The following is an 18,706-nucleotide window of genomic DNA, read 5'->3' as shown; positions in this document are numbered from 1 at the left end:
GCACCGGCCTGGGCCGAATCCCCCTCAGGTCGGGTTCTCGCCCTACCCCGCAGGGATGATCCCCCCTCTTGCAGCGGCCCGCGGTGAATCCTACGGTGTTCCATAGGAATCGGATCCACGGGCTCAGGGAGCGATCATGAGCGATGGGGGCACCCCCCGCGCCAGCGTGTTCGGGCGTGCGGACGCGCGGAAGGCCGCGGAGGGACTGACGTACCTCACCGGGTTCGGCAACGAGCACTCCTCGGAGGCGGTGCCGGGCGCCCTGCCCGAGGGCCGCAACTCCCCGCAGCGCGCTCCCCTCGGCCTGTACGCGGAGCAGCTCAGCGGTACGGCCTTCACCGAGCCGCGGTCCCACAACCGCCGCTCCTGGCTGTACCGGATCCACCCCTCGGCGGCCCACCCGGCGTTCACCCGCGCCGCCGACAACGGGGCGGTGCGCACCGCCCCGTTCGCGGACATCGCCCCGGACCCGAACCGGCTCCGCTGGAACCCGCTCCCGGAGCCGGCGCCGGGCACGGACTTCCTCGCGGGCCTGTGGACCCTGGGCGGCAACGGCGACGCGACCCAGCGCACCGGCATGGCCGTGCACCTCTACCACGCCAACGCCTCCATGGAACGGGTGTTCTCCGACGCGGACGGCGAGCTGCTGATCGTCCCGGAGCTCGGCGGACTGCTGCTGCGCACGGAGTTCGGGCTGCTGCATGTGGCGCCGGGACATGTGGCGCTGATCCCTCGTGGGGTGCGCTTCCGTGTGGAGCTGCTGGATGCCTCGGCCCGCGGCTATGTGTGCGAGAACTACGGCGCGCCCTTCCGCCTCCCCGACCTGGGCCCGATCGGCGCCAACGGCCTCGCCAACGCCCGGGATTTCCGGGCCCCCGTCGCCGCCTACGAGGACATCGAGGGGCCCGTGGAGGTGGTCAACAAGTTCTGCGGCAACCTGTGGACCGCCACATATGACCACTCCCCACTGGACGTGGTCGCCTGGCACGGCACACATGTGCCCTACGTCTATGACCTCCGCCGTTTCAATGTGATCGGCTCCCTCTCGTACGACCACCCCGACCCGTCGATCTTCACCGTGCTGACGTCCCCCTCCGACACCCCCGGCCTGGCCGGTGTCGACTTCGTGGTCTTCGCGCCGCGGTGGCTGGTGGGCGAGGACACCTTCCGGCCGCCGTACTTCCACCGGAACGTGATGAGCGAGTACATGGGGCTGGTCGAGGGGGCGTACGACGCGAAGACCGCCGGAAAAGGGGGTTTCGTCCCGGGCGGCGGCTCGCTGCACAACATGATGTCGGCGCACGGTCCGGACCGGGAGACGTTCGACCGGGCGAGCGCGGCCGAGCTGAAGCCGCAGAAGGTGGACGACGGCCTGGCGTTCATGTTCGAGACCCGCTGGCCGGTGACGCTCACCCCGCGGGCGGCGACCGCCGAACACCTCCAGCGGCGCTACGACGACGTCTGGCAGGGCCTGGAACGCCACTTCCGCCCCTTGCACTGAAGATCCCCCGACGGTACGGATGGCCCGTGACCTCCTTCGCCCCGGACTCGATCGTCCTCAACCGCAAGCTGCCGCTCTGGTACCAGGTGTCGCAGTCGCTGCGCGCCTCGATACTCGGCCGCTCGCCCCGGGACCCCCTCCGGCTGCCCACCGAGGAACAGCTCGCGGAGCACTACGGCGTGAGCGTGCTGACCATGCGGCAGGCGCTGAAGGAGCTGGAGGACGAGGGCCTGATCAGCCGGCACCGGCGCCGGGGCACCTTCATCGAGCCGGACGCCCGCCGGGGCACCCCGGTCCGGCTGCTCGGCTCGGTGGACGCCATCGTGGCCCAGCAGTCGGGCATGACCGCGGAACTGCTCGACCACGGCACGGCGCCCGTCACCGGCGAACTCACCGAGTACTTCCCGGATCTCGCCGAGGTGGCGACGTACCACCGCCTGCGCAGCGACGAGCAGACGGGCGAGCCGACCAACCACGCCCGCAACCACGTCCGGCCCGAACTGGCCGACCGCATCGACCCGGAGGACCTGGCCCGCTGGCCGATGACCAAGGTGCTCCGGGACGTCGTCCGCGCGGACATCAGCCGCATCACGGACACGGTGGAGGCGAGGCTGGCCGACCCGGAGACCGCCCGGCTGCTCCAAGTCCCCCTCCTCAGCCCGATCCTGCACTACACGGGCGTCACCTACGACACCGCCGGCCGGGTCCTGGACCTTGCGGTCATCCACTACCGCGGCGACCGTTTCTCCTTCACGGTCACCCTCGACGCCACCTGAAGTCGTCGTACGATGCCGGGCGTGACGCACGACGACGCTCCGCTGCTGGCGGACCTCATGCCGTGGTCCGTCGCACCACTACGGCTCGGCCGGGGGTGGCCGACGGCCCCCGACCCGGCGACCCTCAAGGCGCGCTGGGACGCCCTGCTCAAGGCCGCGGGCCCGGACCGGGAGACCCTGTTCGGGCCGACACGGGCCCGCACCACGCATTCGGCGGTGGCCCAGCTCCCCGGCCGGGCCGGCGGCACCGAGCCGCTCGCCGACGCGCCGGGCCCCTGCCCGGACCCGGTCCGGGTGCTGGCCGCCCCCTTCGACGAACAGTGGCTGATCCCGGACCACCGCCTGATCGACGCGGCCCGCCCGGAGCTGTGGCGGGTGGCGGACGACCACCAGATCTTCACGGTGGAGTCGCCGGACGGCATGCCGCTCCTCGCGACCTCCCTGCCGCCCACCCTGCGGGCGGGCCGTATCCGGCCCCTCTACCGCCGCCCGGGCGCCGCCGAGCCGAACCTGGCCCCGGGCCTCCTGCGGCACCTGGCCGACCGCCTGGACCTGCCGCTCACACCCCCGGACCTGCTGGCCTGGACCCTGGCGACGATCCGCCCCGACCGCACCGTCCCGCTCACCGCGGACCCCGCCCTCTGGTCCCAGGGCGTGGAACTGGGCCGCCGGACCCTGTGGCTGCTCCGCCGCGTCGGCGACCGCCCCAAACTCCCCGGCGGCCGCCGCCCCTACGTCCGGGCCCCCCTCCCCACCCGCCCCCTCACGCTCCTCTACGACCCGGCCGAGGAGACCCTCCACCTCGACGAGGGCCGCATCTCCCCGGTCCCCCCGGAGGCCTGGGACTTCAGGACAGGTGACGTACGCGTCCTGGAGGCATGGTTCACCGCACGAACGACAGAGACCGCGGAACCGGGCACCCTGGCGTCGATCACCCCTCCGGCCTGGTCCCAGTCCTGGACCTCTGAACTCCTCGAACTGATCACGGTCCTGGCCCTACTGGCGGACGTCCGCACCCAGCAGGCCGACTTGGAGATCACGTCACCGATCACCGCGAAGGACCTCACAGCAGCGCGCGTACTCCCACCCCCGGACACCTCCCGCAAACCAGCGTCCGTCCTGGAGCACACCGAAGAAGGCCCAGCCGGTCAACTGACGCTGATGTGACCTACCTTCTTTTGCTTGGGGGCGCGGGGAACTGCGCGACCAACCCCCACCCACCCGCACATCACGACGGCGCGAACCCACCCAGAACCCTCTCCACCATCCGCCTGAAAACACCCTCCATATCAATCGGCCCCGAATCCTCCGCGAACGCCGCCGCCATCCGCGGATACGCCCCGGAGGCCACCTGCCCCCCGAGATACGCGATCCGCACCGCCTGCTCCCGCTCCTCCGACCAGGGCAGCCCCCGAACCCGCTCGGCCGTGTCGATCTCGTTGCGCACATAGGTCGTCACCACACCGTTGAGCATGGCGATGAGCTCGAACTTCGTGCCGTACGACACCTCCAGCGAGTCCAGGCAGGCCAGGCAGTGCTCCAGATACCGCAGCGCCTGAGGACTGAACCCGTACACCGGTGACATGAGCGCCGGGACCCAAGGATGCCTCCGCATCAACGCCCGCGTCTGCTCGGCGACCCGCACCATGTCGGCCCGCCAGTCCCCCGTCGGCTCCCACAACTCGTGCTCCGAGCTGACCGCGTCAACCATCAGCTCGTACAGGTCCTCCTTGCGGGGGACGTAGTTGTACAGGGACATCGTCCCGCACCCCACCCCCGCCGCCACCTGCCGCATCGACACGGCGTCCAGCCCCTCCGCGTCGGCGATCCGCACCGCGACCGCCGCGATGTCGGCGCGGGTGAACGCCGGTTTCGGCCCCCGCCCCGCCCGCTCGGGACGGGCCCAGATCACCTCGGGTTCGACCCCTCGGACTGCCATCGATCATCACCTCGCCCACCATGCTAGTTACGTACACCGTACGTAGTGCGCTATGGTCACCCCATGACAACTACGTACGCTGTACTTAGTGAAGGTCTGGAGAAGCGCTTCGGCGAGGTGCGCGCGCTGCGCGGTCTCGATCTGGCCGTGCGGCAGGGCTCGGTGTGCGGGCTGCTCGGGCCGAACGGGGCGGGGAAGACGACGGCCGTACACGTGTTGACCACGCTCCTGCGGCCCGACGCGGGATCGGCCCGCGTCGCGGGGCACGACCTGGTCCGGGACGCGGCGGCCGTCCGCCGCGCCATCGCCGTCACCGGCCAGTACGCCTCCGTCGACGGCGACCTCACCGGACGCGAGAACCTGCGGCTCTTCGCCCGCCTGCACCGGGTGCGCGGGCCGAACGGCCGGGCGGCCGAACTCCTCGACCGTTTCGGCCTCACCGAGGCCGCCGACCGCAGGGCGGCCACCTACTCGGGCGGCATGCGCCGCCGGCTCGACCTCGCGGCGAGCCTGGTCCGCAGGCCCGAGGTGCTGTTCCTCGACGAGCCGACCACCGGCCTCGACCCGGTCAGCCGGTCCCGTATCTGGGACACGGTCCGCGAACTGGCGGCCGACGGCACGACGGTGCTGCTGACCACGCAGTACCTGGAGGAGGCCGACCGGCTCGCCGACGACATCGTGCTGGTCGACCGGGGCCGGGCGGAGCGGAGCGGCTCGCCCGCCGAGCTGAAGGCACTCGTCGGACGGCACGCGGAGGCGGTGGTCGCCGACCCGGACGCGCTGCCGAAGGCCGCCGCCGTCCTCGATCGGCTCACGGGGGCCGAGCCGCGGTTCGACCACGAGCGGAACACCGTCGGCGCCGTGACCATGGACCCGACGCTCACCCTCCCCCGCCTGGTGCGGGAACTCGACGCGGCGGGGGTGCCGTTGCTCGACGCGAGCATCGGATCGCCGACCCTGGAGGACGTCTTCCTGCGGCTGACGGGAAGTGCCGCGTGAGCGCGCTCGCGTACGACGGCGCCGCGATGGCGGGCCGGCAGCTGCGCCGGGTCCGCAACAACCCGGGGCTCGCGGTCCTCACCCAGCTGATGCCGGTCAACATGCTGCTGTTCTTCGGGTATGTCTTCGGCAGCGCGCTGGCGATGCCCGGCCCGCGGTACCGCTCCTTCCTGGTCCCGGGGCTGCTGGTGGCGACCGCGGCCGGCGGGGTGATGACCGGGATGTTCCAGGCCGCCGCCGACACGCACCGGGGTGTGTCGGACCGCTTCCGGACCATGCCGGTGAGCCGGGCCGCCGTACCCCTGGGACAGGCGGTGGCCGATCTCGTGGTCACGGCGATCGGTACCGTGCCGCTGCTCCTGGTGGGCCTGGCCGTGGGCTGGCGCGTCGAGGGGTTGGCCGCCGGGGCCCTCGGTGCCGTCGGCCTGCTGCTGCTCTTCCGGTTCGCGTGCACGACCGTGGGGATCTTCCTCGGCCTGCTCACCCGCAGCGAGGACGCGGCCGGTCAGCTCGGCGCCTCCTCCTTCGTGCTGCCGTTGCTGTCGAACGCCTACATCCCGACCGGCAACCTGCCGGGCTGGCTGCGCACGCTCGCCGAGTGGAACCCGATCAGCGCGGTGACGACGGCCCTGCGCGAGCTGTTCGGCAACGCTCCGGTCCCCGAGGGCGCGGCCTGGCCGGTGGCCCACCCGGTCGCGGGCTCGCTCGCCTGGAGCGCTGTTCTGATCGCCGTGTTCCTGCCACTGGCGATCCGCCGGTACGGGCGCTGCTGACAAACCCGCCGCTCACGGGACATGATCCGGCCCATGGACCGTCTCCCGCTGCCCCTGGAGGGCATCACCGTCGTCGCCGTCGAACAGGCCGTGGCCGCCCCCTTCGCCACCCGGCAGCTCGCCGATCTCGGCGCGCGGGTGATCAAGGTCGAGCGGATCGACGGCGGTGACTTCGCACGCGGTTACGACACCGCCGCCCGCGGCCTCGCCTCGCACTTCGTGTGGTGCAACCGGGGCAAGGAGTCCATCGCGCTGGACCTGAAGGACCCGCGCGGACTGGACGTCGTGCGGCGGCTGGTCGCGGACGCGGACGTCTTCGTGCAGAACCTGGCGCACGGGGCCGCCGCCCGGCTCGGCCTGGACGCGGCCACGCTCTGTGCCGCGCACCCGCGGCTGGTCGCCGTGGACATCTCCGGATACGGCGCGTCCGGGCCGTACGCCGGCAAACGCGCGTACGACATGCTCGTGCAGTGCGAGGCGGGGCTGGTGTCGGTCACCGGGACGCCGGAGCAGCCGGTGAAGGCCGGGATCCCGGCGGCGGACATCGCGGCGGCCATGTACGCGTTCTCGGGCGTGCTGGCGGCTCTGGTGCGGCGGGGGGTCACCGGGCGGGGCGGGCCGGTGGAGGTGTCGATGCTGGAGTCGCTCGCCGAGTGGCTGGGGCATCCGCTGCACCACACCCTGCACGGCGGGACCCCGCCCGAGCGCACGGGCCTCGCGCACGCGGTGATCGCGCCGTACGACGCCTACCCGACCGCGGACGGCGGGCGGGTGCTGCTGTCGGTGCAGAACGACCGGGAGTGGCGGCGGCTGGCCGAACACGTGCTCGGGCAGCCGGAGTTGGGCGCGGATCCGGCGTTCGCGACGAACCCGGCGCGGGTGGCGCACCGGGAGCGGACCGACGAGCTGGTCGGGCGGGCGCTGAAGGCGCTGGACACCGACGAGGCGCTGGCCCGGCTGGAGGCCGCGGGCATCGCGTGCGCGCGGCTGCGGGACCTGCACGAGCTGGCGGAGCATCCGCAGCTGGCGGCCCGGGAGCGGTGGCGGGAAGTGGGGTCGCCGGTCGGGCCGCTGCGTGCGCTGCTGCCGCCCATCACACTGCCGGGCGGGGACGAGGCGCGGATGGGTGATGTGCCCGCGCTCGGACAGCACACCGAGGCGCTGCTGCGTGCCGTGGGGATGACGGACGCCGAGAGCGCAGCGCTGCGCCGGGACGGTGTGACTGTCTGAGCGCGGACCTGACGGTCAGGCCGGTCGGTTCAGTGCTTGCTGCCACCGAACAGCGAACGGCGCAGCCGGCGCAGTGGCGCGAAGAGGGAGACACGGCTGACCCGTGCGCCCCGGTCGCTGCGCTGCGCGGGTTCACGCGCGGTCAGCTCACGCATCAGTGACGTCGCCTCGACCGCCTGCTGCTGCGGTATGGCGGGCCCCGACAGCACCGACAGATGGCGGTCGAGGCGCGAACTGGTCGCGCTGCTCCCGCAGGTGATCGCAGGAACCCTCGCCCTGCTGCGTGTTATCTGATCCATGTCACTCCCCACCCGTACGAGTCCACCCGGCCCGGGCAGGGTAACCCTATCGCCCCGATGGGGCACTCGTGTATCGCGGTCACAGGATTCACCTTCCCCGCAAGGGTGTTGACAACGCTTGTTTGATTACTCTCCGAATCCAACTGATTTCAGGGCGAGTTGGACAACCGGCTGGCTGGTGGGCTGCGCCGACCCGCCGGCGGGCTCGACGGTCACCGCGAGTGACGTCGCTGACTTGCCCAGACCCTTGGCGATCAGGGGCGTGTCGGCCTTGAAAAGCCCGAGGGAGCGCGGTTGCACATGGGGGCGCATGAGCCAGAGCTGGTGCACCCGGCCGCCGGCCGGGGTGCCGTACCCGCTGAGGGTGACGACGGCCTGGCCCTCGGATGCGGAGGCCACCGCTCCGATACTTCGGCCCTCGGCGTCCTTGGCACTGGTCGCGAGCGCGTCGGGCGCGGCCAGAACGTGGGCGATCTCACGCGACTGGGCCCGCTCGGCGTCGAGCTGATCCTTCGTCCGGTCGGCCTGCACCGCGAAGAGCGAGGCGACGACCAGCGCGGCGGCCGCGGTGGCGGTGGCGAACGGCACGAACAGGGGGCGCGGCCGGCGGCGCTGCGGCGGGGGCTGGGCGCCCCAGACGTGCGGCGGGAGGTTGGGGACGCGCTCCTGGCCGGGGGCCGGCTCCTGCGGGGTGGCGCGGACGGCGGCCAGCACCCGGTTGCGCATCGTGAGGGGCGGCAGGGCGGCCGTGGACCAGGCGAGCCGTACCGCGTCCTCGGTCAGCTCCCGGACCTCGGCGGCGCACCGGTCGCAGTCCTTGAGGTGCTTCTCGAAGCGGCGCCGCTCGCCGGGCTCCAGGGCGTCCAGGGCGTAGGGCGCGGCCAGGGAGTGCAGATCCTCGCGGTGCAGCAGACGGCCGACCAGGCTCATGCGACACCTCCCAGGCACTCGCGCAGCCGGGTGAGTCCGTCGCGCATCCGCGTCTTGACCGTACCCAGCGGCAGCTTCAGCCGCTCGGCCACCTCACGGTACGTGTAGCCGTCGTAGTAGGCGAGGGTGACGGACTGGCGCTGCAGGGCGGTGAGCCGGTCCAGGCAGCGGCGCACCCATTCGCGCTCCAGGCCGGCCTCGACCTCCTCGGCGACCTGGTCGAAGGCCGGTTCGCCGGCCCGGATCGCCTCGCGCTGCTCGCGTTCGCCGGCCGCGCGGGCGCTGCGCACCCGGTCGACGGCGCGACGGTGGGCCAGGGTGAGGATCCAGGAGAGGGCGCTGCCCCGGCCGGGGTCGAACTTGGGTGCGGAGCGCCAGAGTTCGAGCAGTACCTCCTGGGAGACCTCCTCGGACTGGGCGGGGTCGCGGACCACGCGCCGGACGAGCCCGAACACCGGCCCGGACACCAGTCCATAGAGGTCCTCGAACGCCTTCTGGTCGCCGCCCGCGACGAGCACCAGCAGTTCGTCCGCCTCCACCCCGTCCCCCCTCCTGTGGCCGCACCCGGCCCGTCCTCCCGCACCCGGCATTCGCAACTGGACGCACCTCCGGCAGAAGTACGTAAGCGGAAGGCAAAAACGCGGGTCGAGCAGGAAGAAAAGATTTTTTTCTTCCGACCAATCCAAACGGCCCTCCTGCTCCGTATACCCGTCCGTCAAGCAAGTTGGGACCGAGGGACGGACGGCATGACACCTCTAATCTCCAGGAGCGGTGCGGGGCGCAAGGGCCTTGTCACCCTCATCTGTGGGGCACTGGCCACCGGCGGGATCACAGCCGCCAGCGTCGCCGCGCTGGAACCGGGGGTGGCCGCTGCCTCCTCCCACCGGGAAGCCCCCCTTATCTCCGGCACCCCCCAGTACGACAACACGGACCTCTACGCGTTCGTGAGCCCGGACAAGCCCGACACGACGACGATCGTGTCGGACTACATCCCCTTCGAGGAGCCGGCGGGCGGCCCGAACTTCTACCAGTTCGCGGATGACGCCCAGTACGACATCCACATCGACAACAACGGTGACGCGAAGGACGACCTGATCTTCCGTTACACCTTCAAGACCAAGATCAAGAACAAGAAGTCGTTCCTGTACAACACGGGTGTGGTCGACAGCCTGAACGACCCCGACCTGAACGTGACGCAGTCGTACGACCTCGACCTGATCAAGCTGAAGAACGGCAAGCAGCAGTACAAGACGAGGATCGCCGACAACGTCCCGGCGGCTCCGTCGGACGTCGGCAAGGCGTCGATGCCGGACTACGGGAAGCTGCGTTCCCAGGCCATCTACAAGACGTCCAACGGCGGTGCCACCTTCGCCGGCCAGGCCGACGACCCGTTCTTCGCCGACCTGCGCGTCTTCGACCTGCTGTACGGCGGCAACCTCAGCGAGGTCGGCCGGGACACCCTCAAGGGCTACAACGTCAACACCATCGCCCTGCAGGTGCCGAACGACCTGATCCGGCAGTCGAAGAGCCGTCCGACCGTCGGCATCTACGCGACGACCCAGCGCAAGAACGCGCAGGGCTACTACGCGCAGGTCTCGCGCCTCGGCAACCCGCTGGTCAACGAGGTCGTCAACCCGCAGAAGGACAAGGACAAGTTCAACGCGTCCGAGCCCAAGGACGACGCGCAGTTCCTGAAGAACGTCACCAACCCTGAGCTGCCGAAGCTCATCGAGGCGATCTACAACATCAAGGCGCCGTCCGAGCCGCGCAACGACCTCGTCAGCGTGTTCCTCACGGGCGTCAAGGGCCTCAACACGCTGCAGCCGTACGCGACGCCGTCGGAGATGCTCCGGCTGAACACGTCCATCAAGCCGACGGCCAAGCCGAAGCGGCTCGGTGTGCTGGACGGCGACAACGCGGGCTTCCCGAACGGGCGTCGGCTCACCGACGACGTGATCGACGAGGCGCTGCAGGTCGTCGAGGGCGAACTGGTCGGTTCCAAGAACGACCTGGGCGACGCGGTCGACAAGAACGACAAGAGCTTCGAGAAGTACTTCCCGTACGTGGCCGAGCCGACGTCCGGTTCGCGCGGCCCGCTCGCCAAGGGCACCGGCAGCGGAAGCACGACGAAGAGCGCCCTGGGTGACACCCTGTCCAGCTCCAACGGCAGCAACACGACGCTGATCGCCGGATCGGCGGCCGCGGGTGCGGCCGGTGTGCTGCTGATCGGCACGGCGTTCGGCTGGTGGCGGCGCCGGATGCAGCGTCCCTACTAGGACGCCGGCAGGACGTCACCAGGACGTCGGATTCCCCCCATCACCACATCCCCCCACGTCACGAACTGGCGCGGCCCGCTCCCACCCAATCCCCCACGGCAGCGGGCCGCGCCGCCCCATGCGGCGTCTATCTAGGAGAGGGCATGGCCCCGGGTACGAACGAGAAGCAGCCCACAGAGGCCAAGGACGACGAGCGGGTCACCGCCCTGCGCCGGTTCGCCGCCGCGGGGCGCAACTGGCGCCGGGCCCAACTGGCCGGTTCCGCCGCACTGCTGGCCATCGCGTTGACCGGCGGGGCGATCGCCTTCGGGGCGTCCGGGAACAGCGGTACGGCGCCGATGGCCTCGTCCAGTGCCGTGTCCCCCGGGCTGCTCGCGAGCGGCAGCCTCGACGCGAGCATCGCCTCTCTCCAGGCCCATCTCCGTACCCAGCCCAAGGACTCCGACAGCTGGGCGACCCTGGGGCTCGCCTATGTCGAGCAGGCCCGCACCAAGGGCGACCCGTCCCGCTACCCGCAGGCCGAGAAGTCCCTGAAGCGGGCGCTGCAGATCACCCCGGGCAACGACCAGGCGCTGGCCGGCGAGGCCGCGCTCGCCGCCGCCCGGCACGAGTTCGCGCAGGCGCTCACCTACGCGGACCAGGCCCTCAAGCAGAACCCGTACAGCGCGGACGCCCTGTCCTCCCGTATCGACGCCCTGGTCGAACTCGGCCGCTACGACGACGCGGCGAAGGCGGCCGACCTGGCCGACCGGCGCAAGCCGGGCGTCCCGGTGTTCACGCGGTACGCGTACGTCCGGGAGCTGCGGGGCGACGTGAAGACCGCCCGGCAGGTGCTGCGGCAGGCGCTGGCCACGGCCACGTCGAAGGGCGACATCGCCTACGTCTCCGCGCAGCTCGGCCTGCTCGCCTGGAACCAGGGCGACTACAAGAGCGCGCTGGACTACTACGCCCGCGCCCTGACCGCCGACGAGAACTACCTCCCCGCGCTGGAGGGCCGCGCCCGCGCCCAGGCGGCGACCGGCGACCGGGCCGACGCCATCAAGGGCATGGAACTGGTCGTCTCCCGCTATCCGCTGCCCCAGCCGCTCGTCGAACTCGGTGAGCTGTACGAGGACCGGGGCGCCGAGGGCGACAAGGCGAAGGCCGAGGACCAGTACGCGCTCGTCGAGGCCTGGATCGCGCTCGCCCGCGCCAACGGCGTCAACGCCGACCTCGACACCGCCCTCGCCGCCGCCGACCACGGCGACAAGGCCGAGGCGCTGAAGGCCGCCCGCGCCGAGTGGGCCCGCCGGCACACCGTGCACACGGCGGACGCGCTGGCCTGGGCCCTGCACGTCAACGGCCAGGACAAGGAGGCGCTCCCGTACGCCCGGCAGGCCTCCGCCACCGGCTACCGCAACGCCTCCTTCAGCTACCACCTCGGCATCATCGAGCTGGCGAACGGGCAGAAGGCGGCCGGCCGCGCCGCCCTCACCAAGGCCCTCAAGCTCAACCCCGGCTTCTCCCCGCTGGGCGCCCGCGCGGCCCGCAAGGCGCTGGAGGCCTCGAAGTGAACCTCCGCCGCCCCGCCGCCGCGGCCGCCGTCCTCACGGCGGCCTGCGCCCTCACCCTCCTCCCGGCCGCGGCCGCGAGCGCACACCCGCTGGGCAACTTCACCGTCAACCGGTACGACGGTCTCGTCGCCGCCCCCGGGCAGCTCCGCGTCGACCACGTCGAGGATCTCGCCGAGATCCCGGCGACCCAGGCCAAGCCCGATCTGAAGCGGCTGGGCACGGCCAAGTGGGCCGAGCGGCGCTGCGCGACCGCGGCCGGGGGCAGCAAGCTCACCGTCGACGGCACGGCGACCCCGCTGACCGTCATCGCCAGCCACGCCGAACTCCGCCCCGGCCAGGCCGGGTTGAACACCCTGCGGGTCGAGTGCCGCTTCACCGCGCCGTTCCCCAGGAGCACCACGGCCACCCTCGCCTTCCACAGCGAGGGCACCACCACCGGCCCCGGCTGGCGGGAGATCACGGCGCGCGGCGACCGGATGACGCTCACGAGGACGGACGTGCCGAAGACGTCCGTCTCGCACGAACTGACCAGCTACCCCAAGGACCTGCTGTCCTCCCCGGCCGACATCACCACCGCCGCCGTGCACGTGCGACCGGGCGGCCCGGCCCTCGGCGCCGAGCGCCAGGACACCCCGGGCGCCGCGATCCTCCCCCGCGGCATCGACCGCTGGACCCAGGCCCTCACCGACCTGGTCGCCCGCAACCACCTCACCTTCGGCTTCGCCACGCTCGCCCTGTTCATCGCCATCGCCCTGGGCGCGATGCACGCCCTCGCCCCGGGCCACGGCAAGACGCTGATGGCGGCGACGGCGGCGGCCCGCGGCGGCCGCGCCCGCCTCCGCGACGTCCTCCCGCTGGCCGCGTCGGTGACGGTCACCCACACCCTGGGCGTGGTGGCCCTCGGCATCCTGGTGACGGCCGGCTCCGCGGCGACGCCGTCGGTCATCGCCTGGCTGGGCATCGCGAGCGGACTCATGGTCCTCGCCGCGGGCGTGAACCTGACCCGCCGGGCCTGGCGGAACCGGATCCCCCAGCAGGCCCACCACCACGGACACGACCACGCGCACGATCACGACCACGACCACGCGGAGATCGAGGACCGCCAACTGGCCCTGGTCGGCACGGCGCACCCGCACGGCCACGGCCACGCGCACTCGGCCGAGCACAACCACGATCACGGTCACGATCACGGCCACACCCACGACCACGGTGATGGTCACGGTCACAAGCACGACCACGGCCATGACGATGACCACAAGCACGACCACGACCACGACCACGACCCCGGGCACACCCACTCCCACGGCGGGTTCACGCACACGCACAGCACCGCCCCGACCCTGCGCGGCACGATCCTCCTCGGCTTCGCCGGCGGCCTGGTGCCCAGCCCCTCCGCCGTCGTGGTCCTCGTTGGCGCCGCCGCCCTCGGGCAGGCCTGGTTCGGGCTGCTCCTCGTGGTCGCCTACGGCGTGGGTCTCGCGCTCACCCTGACCGCCGCCGGGTTCGCCGTCGTCAAGCTGGGTACGGGAATGACCCGGGTGATGGACAAACGCCCGCGCTGGACCGCCCACCCCACGGCCGCCCTGGTCCGCAGGACCATCCCGCTCGCCTCGGCGCTCGTGGTCGTGGCCCTGGGCGCCGGACTGGTGCTCAAGGGGGCCGCATCCGCACTCCTTTGAGTTACGTTTGTGATGAATAACGCGAGATGCCGTGGGGGGCACCCGTGACCGAAGAGCCGGGCCGTGAGCGAGTGATCGCGGGCCGCTACCGACTGCTGTCCCCGCTGGGCGAGGGCGGCATGGGCACCGTGTGGCGGGCCCGTGACGAGGTGCTGGGCCGCGAGGTCGCCGTCAAGGAGGTGCGGGCGCCGGCCGGACTGCCCGGCCCCGACGTCGAGCGGATGTACGCCCGCCTGGAGCGCGAGGCCTGGGCCGCGGCCCGGGTCGCCAACCGCAACGTGGTGACCGTGTACGACGTGGCGATGGAGGGCGGACGGCCCTGGATCGTCATGGAGTTGATCCCCGGGGTGTCCCTGGCCGACGTGCTGGACGCGGAGGGGCCGATGTCCCCGCAGCGGGCCGCGGGCATCGGCGCCGAGGTGCTGTCGGCGCTGCGGGCCGCGCACTCCGCCGGGGTACTGCACCGGGACGTGAAGCCGGGCAACGTACTGCTGTCGAACGACGGCCGGGTGGTGCTCACCGACTTCGGGATCGCCACGGTCGAGGGCAGCTCCGCGCTGACCATGACCGGCGAGGTGATCGGCTCGCCCGAGTTCCTCGCCCCGGAGCGGGCGCTGGGGCGCGCGTTCGGCCCGGAGTCCGATCTGTGGTCGCTCGGCGTGCTGCTGTACGCGGCGGTCGAGGGCGCCTCCCCGTTCCGGCACGACACCCCGCTGAGCACCCTGCGCGCCGTGGTGGACGAGGAGTTGCCGCCGCCGTACCGGGCCGGACCGCTGGGCCCGGTCATCGAGGGGCTGCTCCGCAAGGACCCGGCCGAGCGGACCCCCGCCGACCAGGCCGAGCGGGACCTGCGGCTGGTCGCGGCCGGGGGCACCCCGCACACGGCCGTCACCGTGCCGGTCCCGGCACCGAACGAGGCACCGACCCTGGTCGCCGGCCGGCCCCGGCCGCCGTCCTCCTCCCCCACGCCCCCGCTGCCCACCCCGGCGGACTCCTGGCCGCCCGCCGCCGACCGGAGCTCCAACCGCAGCTCCAACCGCAGCGCCGGCACCGTCCTGCTCATCGGTCTGGTGCTGGTCGCCCTCGCGCTCGGCGGGCTGACGTACGCCCTGCTCAACCACGGCAACGGCGACGGGGACGGCAACAACGCCGGGCCCAGCCAGTCGGCCAGCAACCTCAGTTCCCCGGCGCCCAGCCGGAGCAGCACCACCAAGGAGGAGTCGCCGCCGGCGTCCGCGTCGGCGAGCAGCGAGCCCGCGCAGAGCGTGAAGGTCAGTGTGGCCGGGTCCCGCACCGACTACTCGGGCAGCTGTCCGCCGTCGACCGCGCAAGCGCCCACGTTCACGGCGACGTTCACGGTCGGGAGCGTGCCCGTGGACGTGCAGTACCGGTGGGTGCTCAAGAACGGAAACCTCGACGACCAGGGCTGGAAGACGCTGTCCTTCCCGGACGGCGGCGGGAAGTCCCAGCAGACCAGGGTGACCGTGACGACCTGGTCCGACAGCGGGACGCTGAACGACGCGATCGCGGTCGAGGTGCGCAGCCCGGTGAGGACCACGTCCAACTCGGTGCCGTTCTCGGTGACCTGCACCGGAGCGACGGAGACCCCGACCGACGGGGCCTCCGCCTCGCCTTCGCCGTCAGGCTCGTACTGAAGCGAAGGTCACGCGTTGCTGGTCAGGACCGGCAGATAGCCGCCGGACTGGCCGGCCGCGGTGGGGTGGTACGACTCGCCGATGTCCAGCCAGTTGACGCTGTGCAGCCAGGAGCTGCCGGAGCAGATCTCGTGGCCGGTGAACGTGGTGCGGACGTCGCCGAAGACAAACCCGTGGTCGGCGGCGCGCTTGGCGATCGCGGTGTCGATGTAGTCGGCGGCGTTGTTGATGGCGGAGCGCTTGGTCGCGGAGAGGCCGAGGCAGGTGGTGCCCAGTTTGTAGAAGCGGGGGTAGCCGAGGACGACCACCTTGGCGTTGGGGGCCTTGGCGGTGATCGCGTCGTAGACGTCGTCGAGCTTGCCGGGGAGCGTGGAGTCGACGTACGCCTCGGCGGTGCTGATCCGGGACAGGCAGGTGCTGTCGGAGCTGAGCACACAGGTCGTCATGACGTCGGCGAAGCCCGCGTCGTTGCCGCCGATGGTGATCGACACCAGGGCGGTCGAGGAGCTGAGCGAGCCGAGCTGGCCGGAGAGCACGTCGTCGGTGGTGGCGCCCGAACAGGCGAGGAACGAGAACGAGGACGGGCTGTGGGCCGCGTTCCACAGGTACGGGTAGGCGTTGGTGCTGCGGTCGCAGCTGCCACTTGAGCTGATGTAGCTGCCGGCGCCGACGCCGGAGGAGTACGAGTCGCCGAGCGCCACATAGCCCCCGGTCGCGGCCTGCGCCTGCGTCGCGGCCGCCCCGGTGAGGGTGAGGCCGGTGGCGAGGAGGAGTGAAGTCACGTATGCCGTAATTCGGGAACGTCTCATGGAACCTCCCTTTAGCAGGATCTCTGCCACAACTTTCGTACCAACTACGCGTGTTGACGGGAAGTGTCCATGCCAAAACTTTTCAGGGCCTCAACCAGCCCTTACCGGACCGATCCTGTGCGTTCTCGGTGCGTTTGATTACGTGTCCATGACAGCCCTGTGACAGGTCGTCAACTCCCTTGTTCTTTGCCTCGGGAAAACCGATTCTTTACTCGGCCCGTGAGCGGAACGCGACGCTCCTGGGCCGTGTGCGCGAAGCCGCGCGCACACCCCCACATGCGCGCGCCGGACCCGGACGCGCGCCGCCTGGAGGAGGAAACCCTCGTAATGGCACATCTGCGTACCCAGAAGCTGCGGTTCGCCGCCGTCACGACCGTGGCGGCCGCCGCCCTCGTCGGCGGACTCACCGCACTCCCCGCCCAGGCAGCACCCGCCACCGGCAAGGTGCTGCACGCCGGCTCCCCCACGGCCGTCAAGGGCAGTTACATCGTCACCCTCAAGAACAGCGCGGGCTTCAAGGCCTCCTCGACGCAGGGCAAGGGCCTGGTCAAGGAGTACGGCGGCGCGGTCAAGAAGACCTTCGGCAAGGTGCTGAACGGCTACTCGGCCAAGCTCTCGGCGAGCCAGGCCGCGAGACTCGCCGCCGACCCGGCGGTGGCCACGGTCGAGCAGGACCAGACGGTCCGGCTCACCGACACCACCCAGTCCAGCGCCCCCTGGGGCCTGGACCGCATCGACCAGGCGAGCCTGGCGCTGTCCGGCACCTACACCTACCCGGACACCGCGGGCAGTGGGGTGACGGTCTATGTGATCGACACCGGTGTGCGCATCACCCACACCCAGATCAGCGGCCGTGCGTCCTACGGCTATGACGCGGTCGACGGCGACACCACCGCCTCCGACGGCAACGGGCACGGCACCCATGTGGCGACCACCATCGCCGGTACGACCTACGGTGTGGCGAAGAAGGCCAGCATCGTGGCGGTACGGGTGCTGGACAACAGCGGTTCGGGCACCACGGCCGGGGTGATCGCGGGCATCGACTGGGTGACCTCGAACCACACCACCCCGGCGGTCGCCAACATGTCGCTCGGCGGCTCGGCCTCCACCTCGCTCGACACCGCGGTCGCCAACTCCATAGCCAGTGGGGTGACCTACGCGATCGCGGCGGGCAACAGCAGCGCCAACGCCTCCTCGTACTCCCCGGCCCGGGTCTCGACCGCGATCACCGTCGGCGCCACCACCAGCTCCGACGCCAAGGCCAGCTACTCCAACTACGGCTCGGTCCTGGACATCTTCGCGCCCGGCTCCTCGATCCTGGCGGGCTACAACACCAGCGACACCGCCACCGCCACCCTGTCGGGCACCTCCATGGCCACCCCGCACGTGGCGGGCGCGGCCGCCGTGTACCTCGCGGGCCACACCTCCTCCACCCCGGCCCAGGTCGCCACGGCGCTCGTCAACGGAGCGACGTCCAACGTGCTCACCAGCGTGGGCACCGGCTCGCCGAACAAGCTGCTGAAGATCGTGTCGTAAACGGTCCGCGGTACGGGCTGAAATCGAGCGACTTGTTCCCCGGAGGCACCAGGTGTCTCCGGGGAACGGTCATGTCCGGAGACCCGCTTGACGCCTCCCGTTCGGCTGCGCGACATTGAAGCCCGGCATCCGACGCCTTGGGGGGCAAAGTCGGCCATGCAGACCATACGGCTCAAGACATCATCAACAGCGGAGGAACGGGCACGGCCGGGACCGGGGAGGGACCTGGGACCGCTGCTCGCGGGAGCTGCGACCGCCGTCGCCGGGACCGGCGCGCTGCTCGCGCTGACCGACTCGGGCTCACCCTTGCGCGGACTGCTCACGCTGTTCTTCCTGCTCGCCGCGCCGGCCGCGGCGATCGGACCGGCGCTGCGCGGACTTGATCCGTTCGCGCGCGTGCTGACCGCTCTCGCGGGTGCCGTCGCCCTGGACATGCTGGTGGCCCAGGGCATGATCGCCACCCACCGCTGGTCCTGGCGCGGCGGAATCGTCGCGGTGACCGCGATCAGCCTTCTCCTGCTTCTGCTGGTGCGAATGCGGCCAGTGGAGCGAATTCTCGAACGGATCAGGAAAATTCGTTCGAGGCAATGAACAAGGTCGGCCAAAGTTGTGTAACGGCCAAACCAACAAAAACGTGAGGCCCAGTTCCAGGACTTGCCATACTGGTCCAATCGTCAATACCGTCGTACATCTCACCCGCATCGGATCGTCACTACGCGGCTCTAGGGGAGGGCTCAAGGACCGCGATGTT

The 18,706-nt window shown here is 71.4% G+C and carries 17 protein-coding genes; 12 read left to right on the top strand and 5 right to left on the bottom strand.

Going from position 1 to position 18,706, the window contains the following annotated elements:
- Window positions 1-136: 136 nt before the first annotated feature.
- From hmgA to ACGFZS_RS27990, 3 genes are read left to right on the top strand one after another with little or no spacing between them, the layout of a single operon-like run.
- Window positions 137-1,501, top strand: a complete 1,365-nt coding sequence (gene hmgA / locus ACGFZS_RS28000) for a homogentisate 1,2-dioxygenase (protein WP_393797440.1) — start codon at window positions 137-139, stop codon at window positions 1,499-1,501.
- 26 nt (window positions 1,502-1,527) lie between these two features.
- Window positions 1,528-2,277 carry a GntR family transcriptional regulator gene (locus ACGFZS_RS27995; protein ID WP_393797439.1) on the top strand — a complete coding sequence of 250 codons (750 nt, stop codon included), beginning with the start codon at window positions 1,528-1,530 and terminating at the stop codon, window positions 2,275-2,277.
- Between the two features lie 12 nt (window positions 2,278-2,289).
- Window positions 2,290-3,444 carry a type ISP restriction/modification enzyme gene (locus ACGFZS_RS27990; protein ID WP_393797438.1) on the top strand — a complete coding sequence of 385 codons (1,155 nt, stop codon included), beginning with the start codon at window positions 2,290-2,292 and terminating at the stop codon, window positions 3,442-3,444.
- Window positions 3,445-3,505: 61 nt separating this feature from the next.
- Here the strand turns inward: ACGFZS_RS27990 and ACGFZS_RS27985 are convergent, their stop codons facing one another.
- The gene (locus ACGFZS_RS27985; protein ID WP_393797437.1) at window positions 3,506-4,216 is read right to left on the bottom strand and encodes a TetR/AcrR family transcriptional regulator; all 711 of its coding nucleotides are present in this window, start codon (window positions 4,214-4,216) and stop codon (window positions 3,506-3,508) included.
- Between the two features lie 63 nt (window positions 4,217-4,279).
- Here ACGFZS_RS27985 and ACGFZS_RS27980 point away from each other — a divergent pair, with 63 nt between their 5' ends.
- From ACGFZS_RS27980 to ACGFZS_RS27970, 3 genes are read left to right on the top strand one after another with little or no spacing between them, the layout of a single operon-like run.
- Complete coding sequence (locus ACGFZS_RS27980; RefSeq protein ID WP_393797436.1) at window positions 4,280-5,215, top strand: ATP-binding cassette domain-containing protein; 936 nt, start codon at window positions 4,280-4,282, stop codon at window positions 5,213-5,215.
- Window positions 5,212-5,988 carry an ABC transporter permease gene (locus tag ACGFZS_RS27975; RefSeq protein ID WP_393797435.1) on the top strand — a complete coding sequence of 259 codons (777 nt, stop codon included), beginning with the start codon at window positions 5,212-5,214 and terminating at the stop codon, window positions 5,986-5,988. The genes ACGFZS_RS27980 and ACGFZS_RS27975 overlap by 4 nt, the downstream gene beginning before the upstream one ends.
- 33 nt (window positions 5,989-6,021) lie before the next feature.
- A complete protein-coding gene (locus ACGFZS_RS27970) occupies window positions 6,022-7,218 on the top strand; it encodes a CaiB/BaiF CoA transferase family protein (protein ID WP_393797434.1) in 1,197 nt (398 codons plus the stop codon).
- Between the two features lie 29 nt (window positions 7,219-7,247).
- Here the strand turns inward: ACGFZS_RS27970 and ACGFZS_RS27965 are convergent, their stop codons facing one another.
- From ACGFZS_RS27965 to ACGFZS_RS27955, 3 genes are all read right to left on the bottom strand, one after another.
- Window positions 7,248-7,517: a hypothetical protein gene (locus ACGFZS_RS27965; protein ID WP_359208981.1), complete on the bottom strand. Its 270-nt coding sequence runs from the start codon at window positions 7,515-7,517 to the stop codon at window positions 7,248-7,250.
- 126 nt (window positions 7,518-7,643) lie between these two features.
- Window positions 7,644-8,447, bottom strand: coding sequence for an anti-sigma factor domain-containing protein (locus ACGFZS_RS27960; protein WP_393797433.1), 804 nt, complete (start codon window positions 8,445-8,447; stop codon window positions 7,644-7,646).
- Window positions 8,444-8,986 (bottom strand): sigma-70 family RNA polymerase sigma factor, encoded by a 543-nt coding sequence (locus tag ACGFZS_RS27955; RefSeq protein WP_355717721.1) that lies wholly within the window; start codon window positions 8,984-8,986, stop codon window positions 8,444-8,446. Before ACGFZS_RS27955 ends, ACGFZS_RS27960 begins: the two co-directional genes overlap by 4 nt.
- A 207-nt stretch (window positions 8,987-9,193) precedes the next feature.
- Here ACGFZS_RS27955 and ACGFZS_RS27950 point away from each other — a divergent pair, with 207 nt between their 5' ends.
- The 4 genes from ACGFZS_RS27950 to ACGFZS_RS27935 all read left to right on the top strand — a co-directional run bounded on the left by ACGFZS_RS27950 (window position 9,194) and on the right by ACGFZS_RS27935 (window position 15,610).
- The gene (locus ACGFZS_RS27950) at window positions 9,194-10,723 is read left to right on the top strand and encodes a DUF4331 domain-containing protein (protein WP_393797432.1); all 1,530 of its coding nucleotides are present in this window, start codon (window positions 9,194-9,196) and stop codon (window positions 10,721-10,723) included.
- Window positions 10,724-10,866: 143 nt separating this feature from the next.
- Entirely contained in the window at window positions 10,867-12,276 is a 1,410-nt protein-coding gene (locus ACGFZS_RS27945) for a tetratricopeptide repeat protein (protein WP_393797431.1), read from the top strand.
- The gene (locus ACGFZS_RS27940) at window positions 12,273-13,955 is read left to right on the top strand and encodes a nickel transporter (RefSeq protein ID WP_393797430.1); all 1,683 of its coding nucleotides are present in this window, start codon (window positions 12,273-12,275) and stop codon (window positions 13,953-13,955) included. Before ACGFZS_RS27945 ends, ACGFZS_RS27940 begins: the two co-directional genes overlap by 4 nt.
- Window positions 13,956-13,981: 26 nt before the next feature.
- Complete coding sequence (locus tag ACGFZS_RS27935; RefSeq protein WP_393797429.1) at window positions 13,982-15,610, top strand: serine/threonine-protein kinase; 1,629 nt, start codon at window positions 13,982-13,984, stop codon at window positions 15,608-15,610.
- Window positions 15,611-15,618: 8 nt separating this feature from the next.
- Here ACGFZS_RS27935 and ACGFZS_RS27930 read toward each other — a convergent pair whose 3' ends face one another.
- On the bottom strand, window positions 15,619-16,419 hold the full coding sequence (locus ACGFZS_RS27930; RefSeq protein WP_393667686.1) for an SGNH/GDSL hydrolase family protein: 801 nt from the start codon (window positions 16,417-16,419) through the stop codon (window positions 15,619-15,621).
- A 327-nt stretch (window positions 16,420-16,746) separates the two neighbouring features.
- Here ACGFZS_RS27930 and ACGFZS_RS27925 point away from each other — a divergent pair, with 327 nt between their 5' ends.
- Window positions 16,747-17,955, top strand: coding sequence for a S8 family peptidase (locus ACGFZS_RS27925; protein ID WP_393797428.1), 1,209 nt, complete (start codon window positions 16,747-16,749; stop codon window positions 17,953-17,955).
- 156 nt (window positions 17,956-18,111) lie between these two features.
- Window positions 18,112-18,546 carry a hypothetical protein gene (locus ACGFZS_RS27920; protein WP_393797427.1) on the top strand — a complete coding sequence of 145 codons (435 nt, stop codon included), beginning with the start codon at window positions 18,112-18,114 and terminating at the stop codon, window positions 18,544-18,546.
- Window positions 18,547-18,706 lie beyond the last annotated feature (160 nt).

This window comes from Streptomyces sp. NPDC048288 (genome assembly GCF_043201555.1).
Taxonomy (GTDB): domain Bacteria; phylum Actinomycetota; class Actinomycetes; order Streptomycetales; family Streptomycetaceae; genus Streptomyces.
This window is presented reverse-complemented; position numbering and strand designations above follow the sequence as displayed.

Bases quoted from the DNA above. Each gene is read 5' to 3' on its own strand.
- ACGFZS_RS27935 (WP_393797429.1), top strand. From the start codon at position 13,982: ATGCCGTGGGGGGCACCCGTGACCGAAGAGCCGGGCCGTGAGCGAGTG.
- ACGFZS_RS27925 (WP_393797428.1), top strand. From the start codon at position 16,747: ATGGCACATCTGCGTACCCAGAAGCTGCGGTTCGCCGCCGTCACGACC.
- ACGFZS_RS27950 (WP_393797432.1), top strand. From the start codon at position 9,194: ATGACACCTCTAATCTCCAGGAGCGGTGCGGGGCGCAAGGGCCTTGTC.
- ACGFZS_RS27960 (WP_393797433.1), bottom strand. From the start codon at position 8,447: ATGAGCCTGGTCGGCCGTCTGCTGCACCGCGAGGATCTGCACTCCCTG.
- ACGFZS_RS27985 (WP_393797437.1), bottom strand. From the start codon at position 4,216: ATGGCAGTCCGAGGGGTCGAACCCGAGGTGATCTGGGCCCGTCCCGAG.
- ACGFZS_RS27970 (WP_393797434.1), top strand. From the start codon at position 6,022: ATGGACCGTCTCCCGCTGCCCCTGGAGGGCATCACCGTCGTCGCCGTC.
- ACGFZS_RS27945 (WP_393797431.1), top strand. From the start codon at position 10,867: ATGGCCCCGGGTACGAACGAGAAGCAGCCCACAGAGGCCAAGGACGAC.
- ACGFZS_RS27920 (WP_393797427.1), top strand. From the start codon at position 18,112: ATGCAGACCATACGGCTCAAGACATCATCAACAGCGGAGGAACGGGCA.
- ACGFZS_RS27965 (WP_359208981.1), bottom strand. From the start codon at position 7,517: ATGGATCAGATAACACGCAGCAGGGCGAGGGTTCCTGCGATCACCTGC.
- ACGFZS_RS27990 (WP_393797438.1), top strand. From the start codon at position 2,290: ATGCCGGGCGTGACGCACGACGACGCTCCGCTGCTGGCGGACCTCATG.
- hmgA (WP_393797440.1), top strand. From the start codon at position 137: ATGAGCGATGGGGGCACCCCCCGCGCCAGCGTGTTCGGGCGTGCGGAC.
- ACGFZS_RS27980 (WP_393797436.1), top strand. From the start codon at position 4,280: ATGACAACTACGTACGCTGTACTTAGTGAAGGTCTGGAGAAGCGCTTC.
- ACGFZS_RS27930 (WP_393667686.1), bottom strand. From the start codon at position 16,419: ATGAGACGTTCCCGAATTACGGCATACGTGACTTCACTCCTCCTCGCC.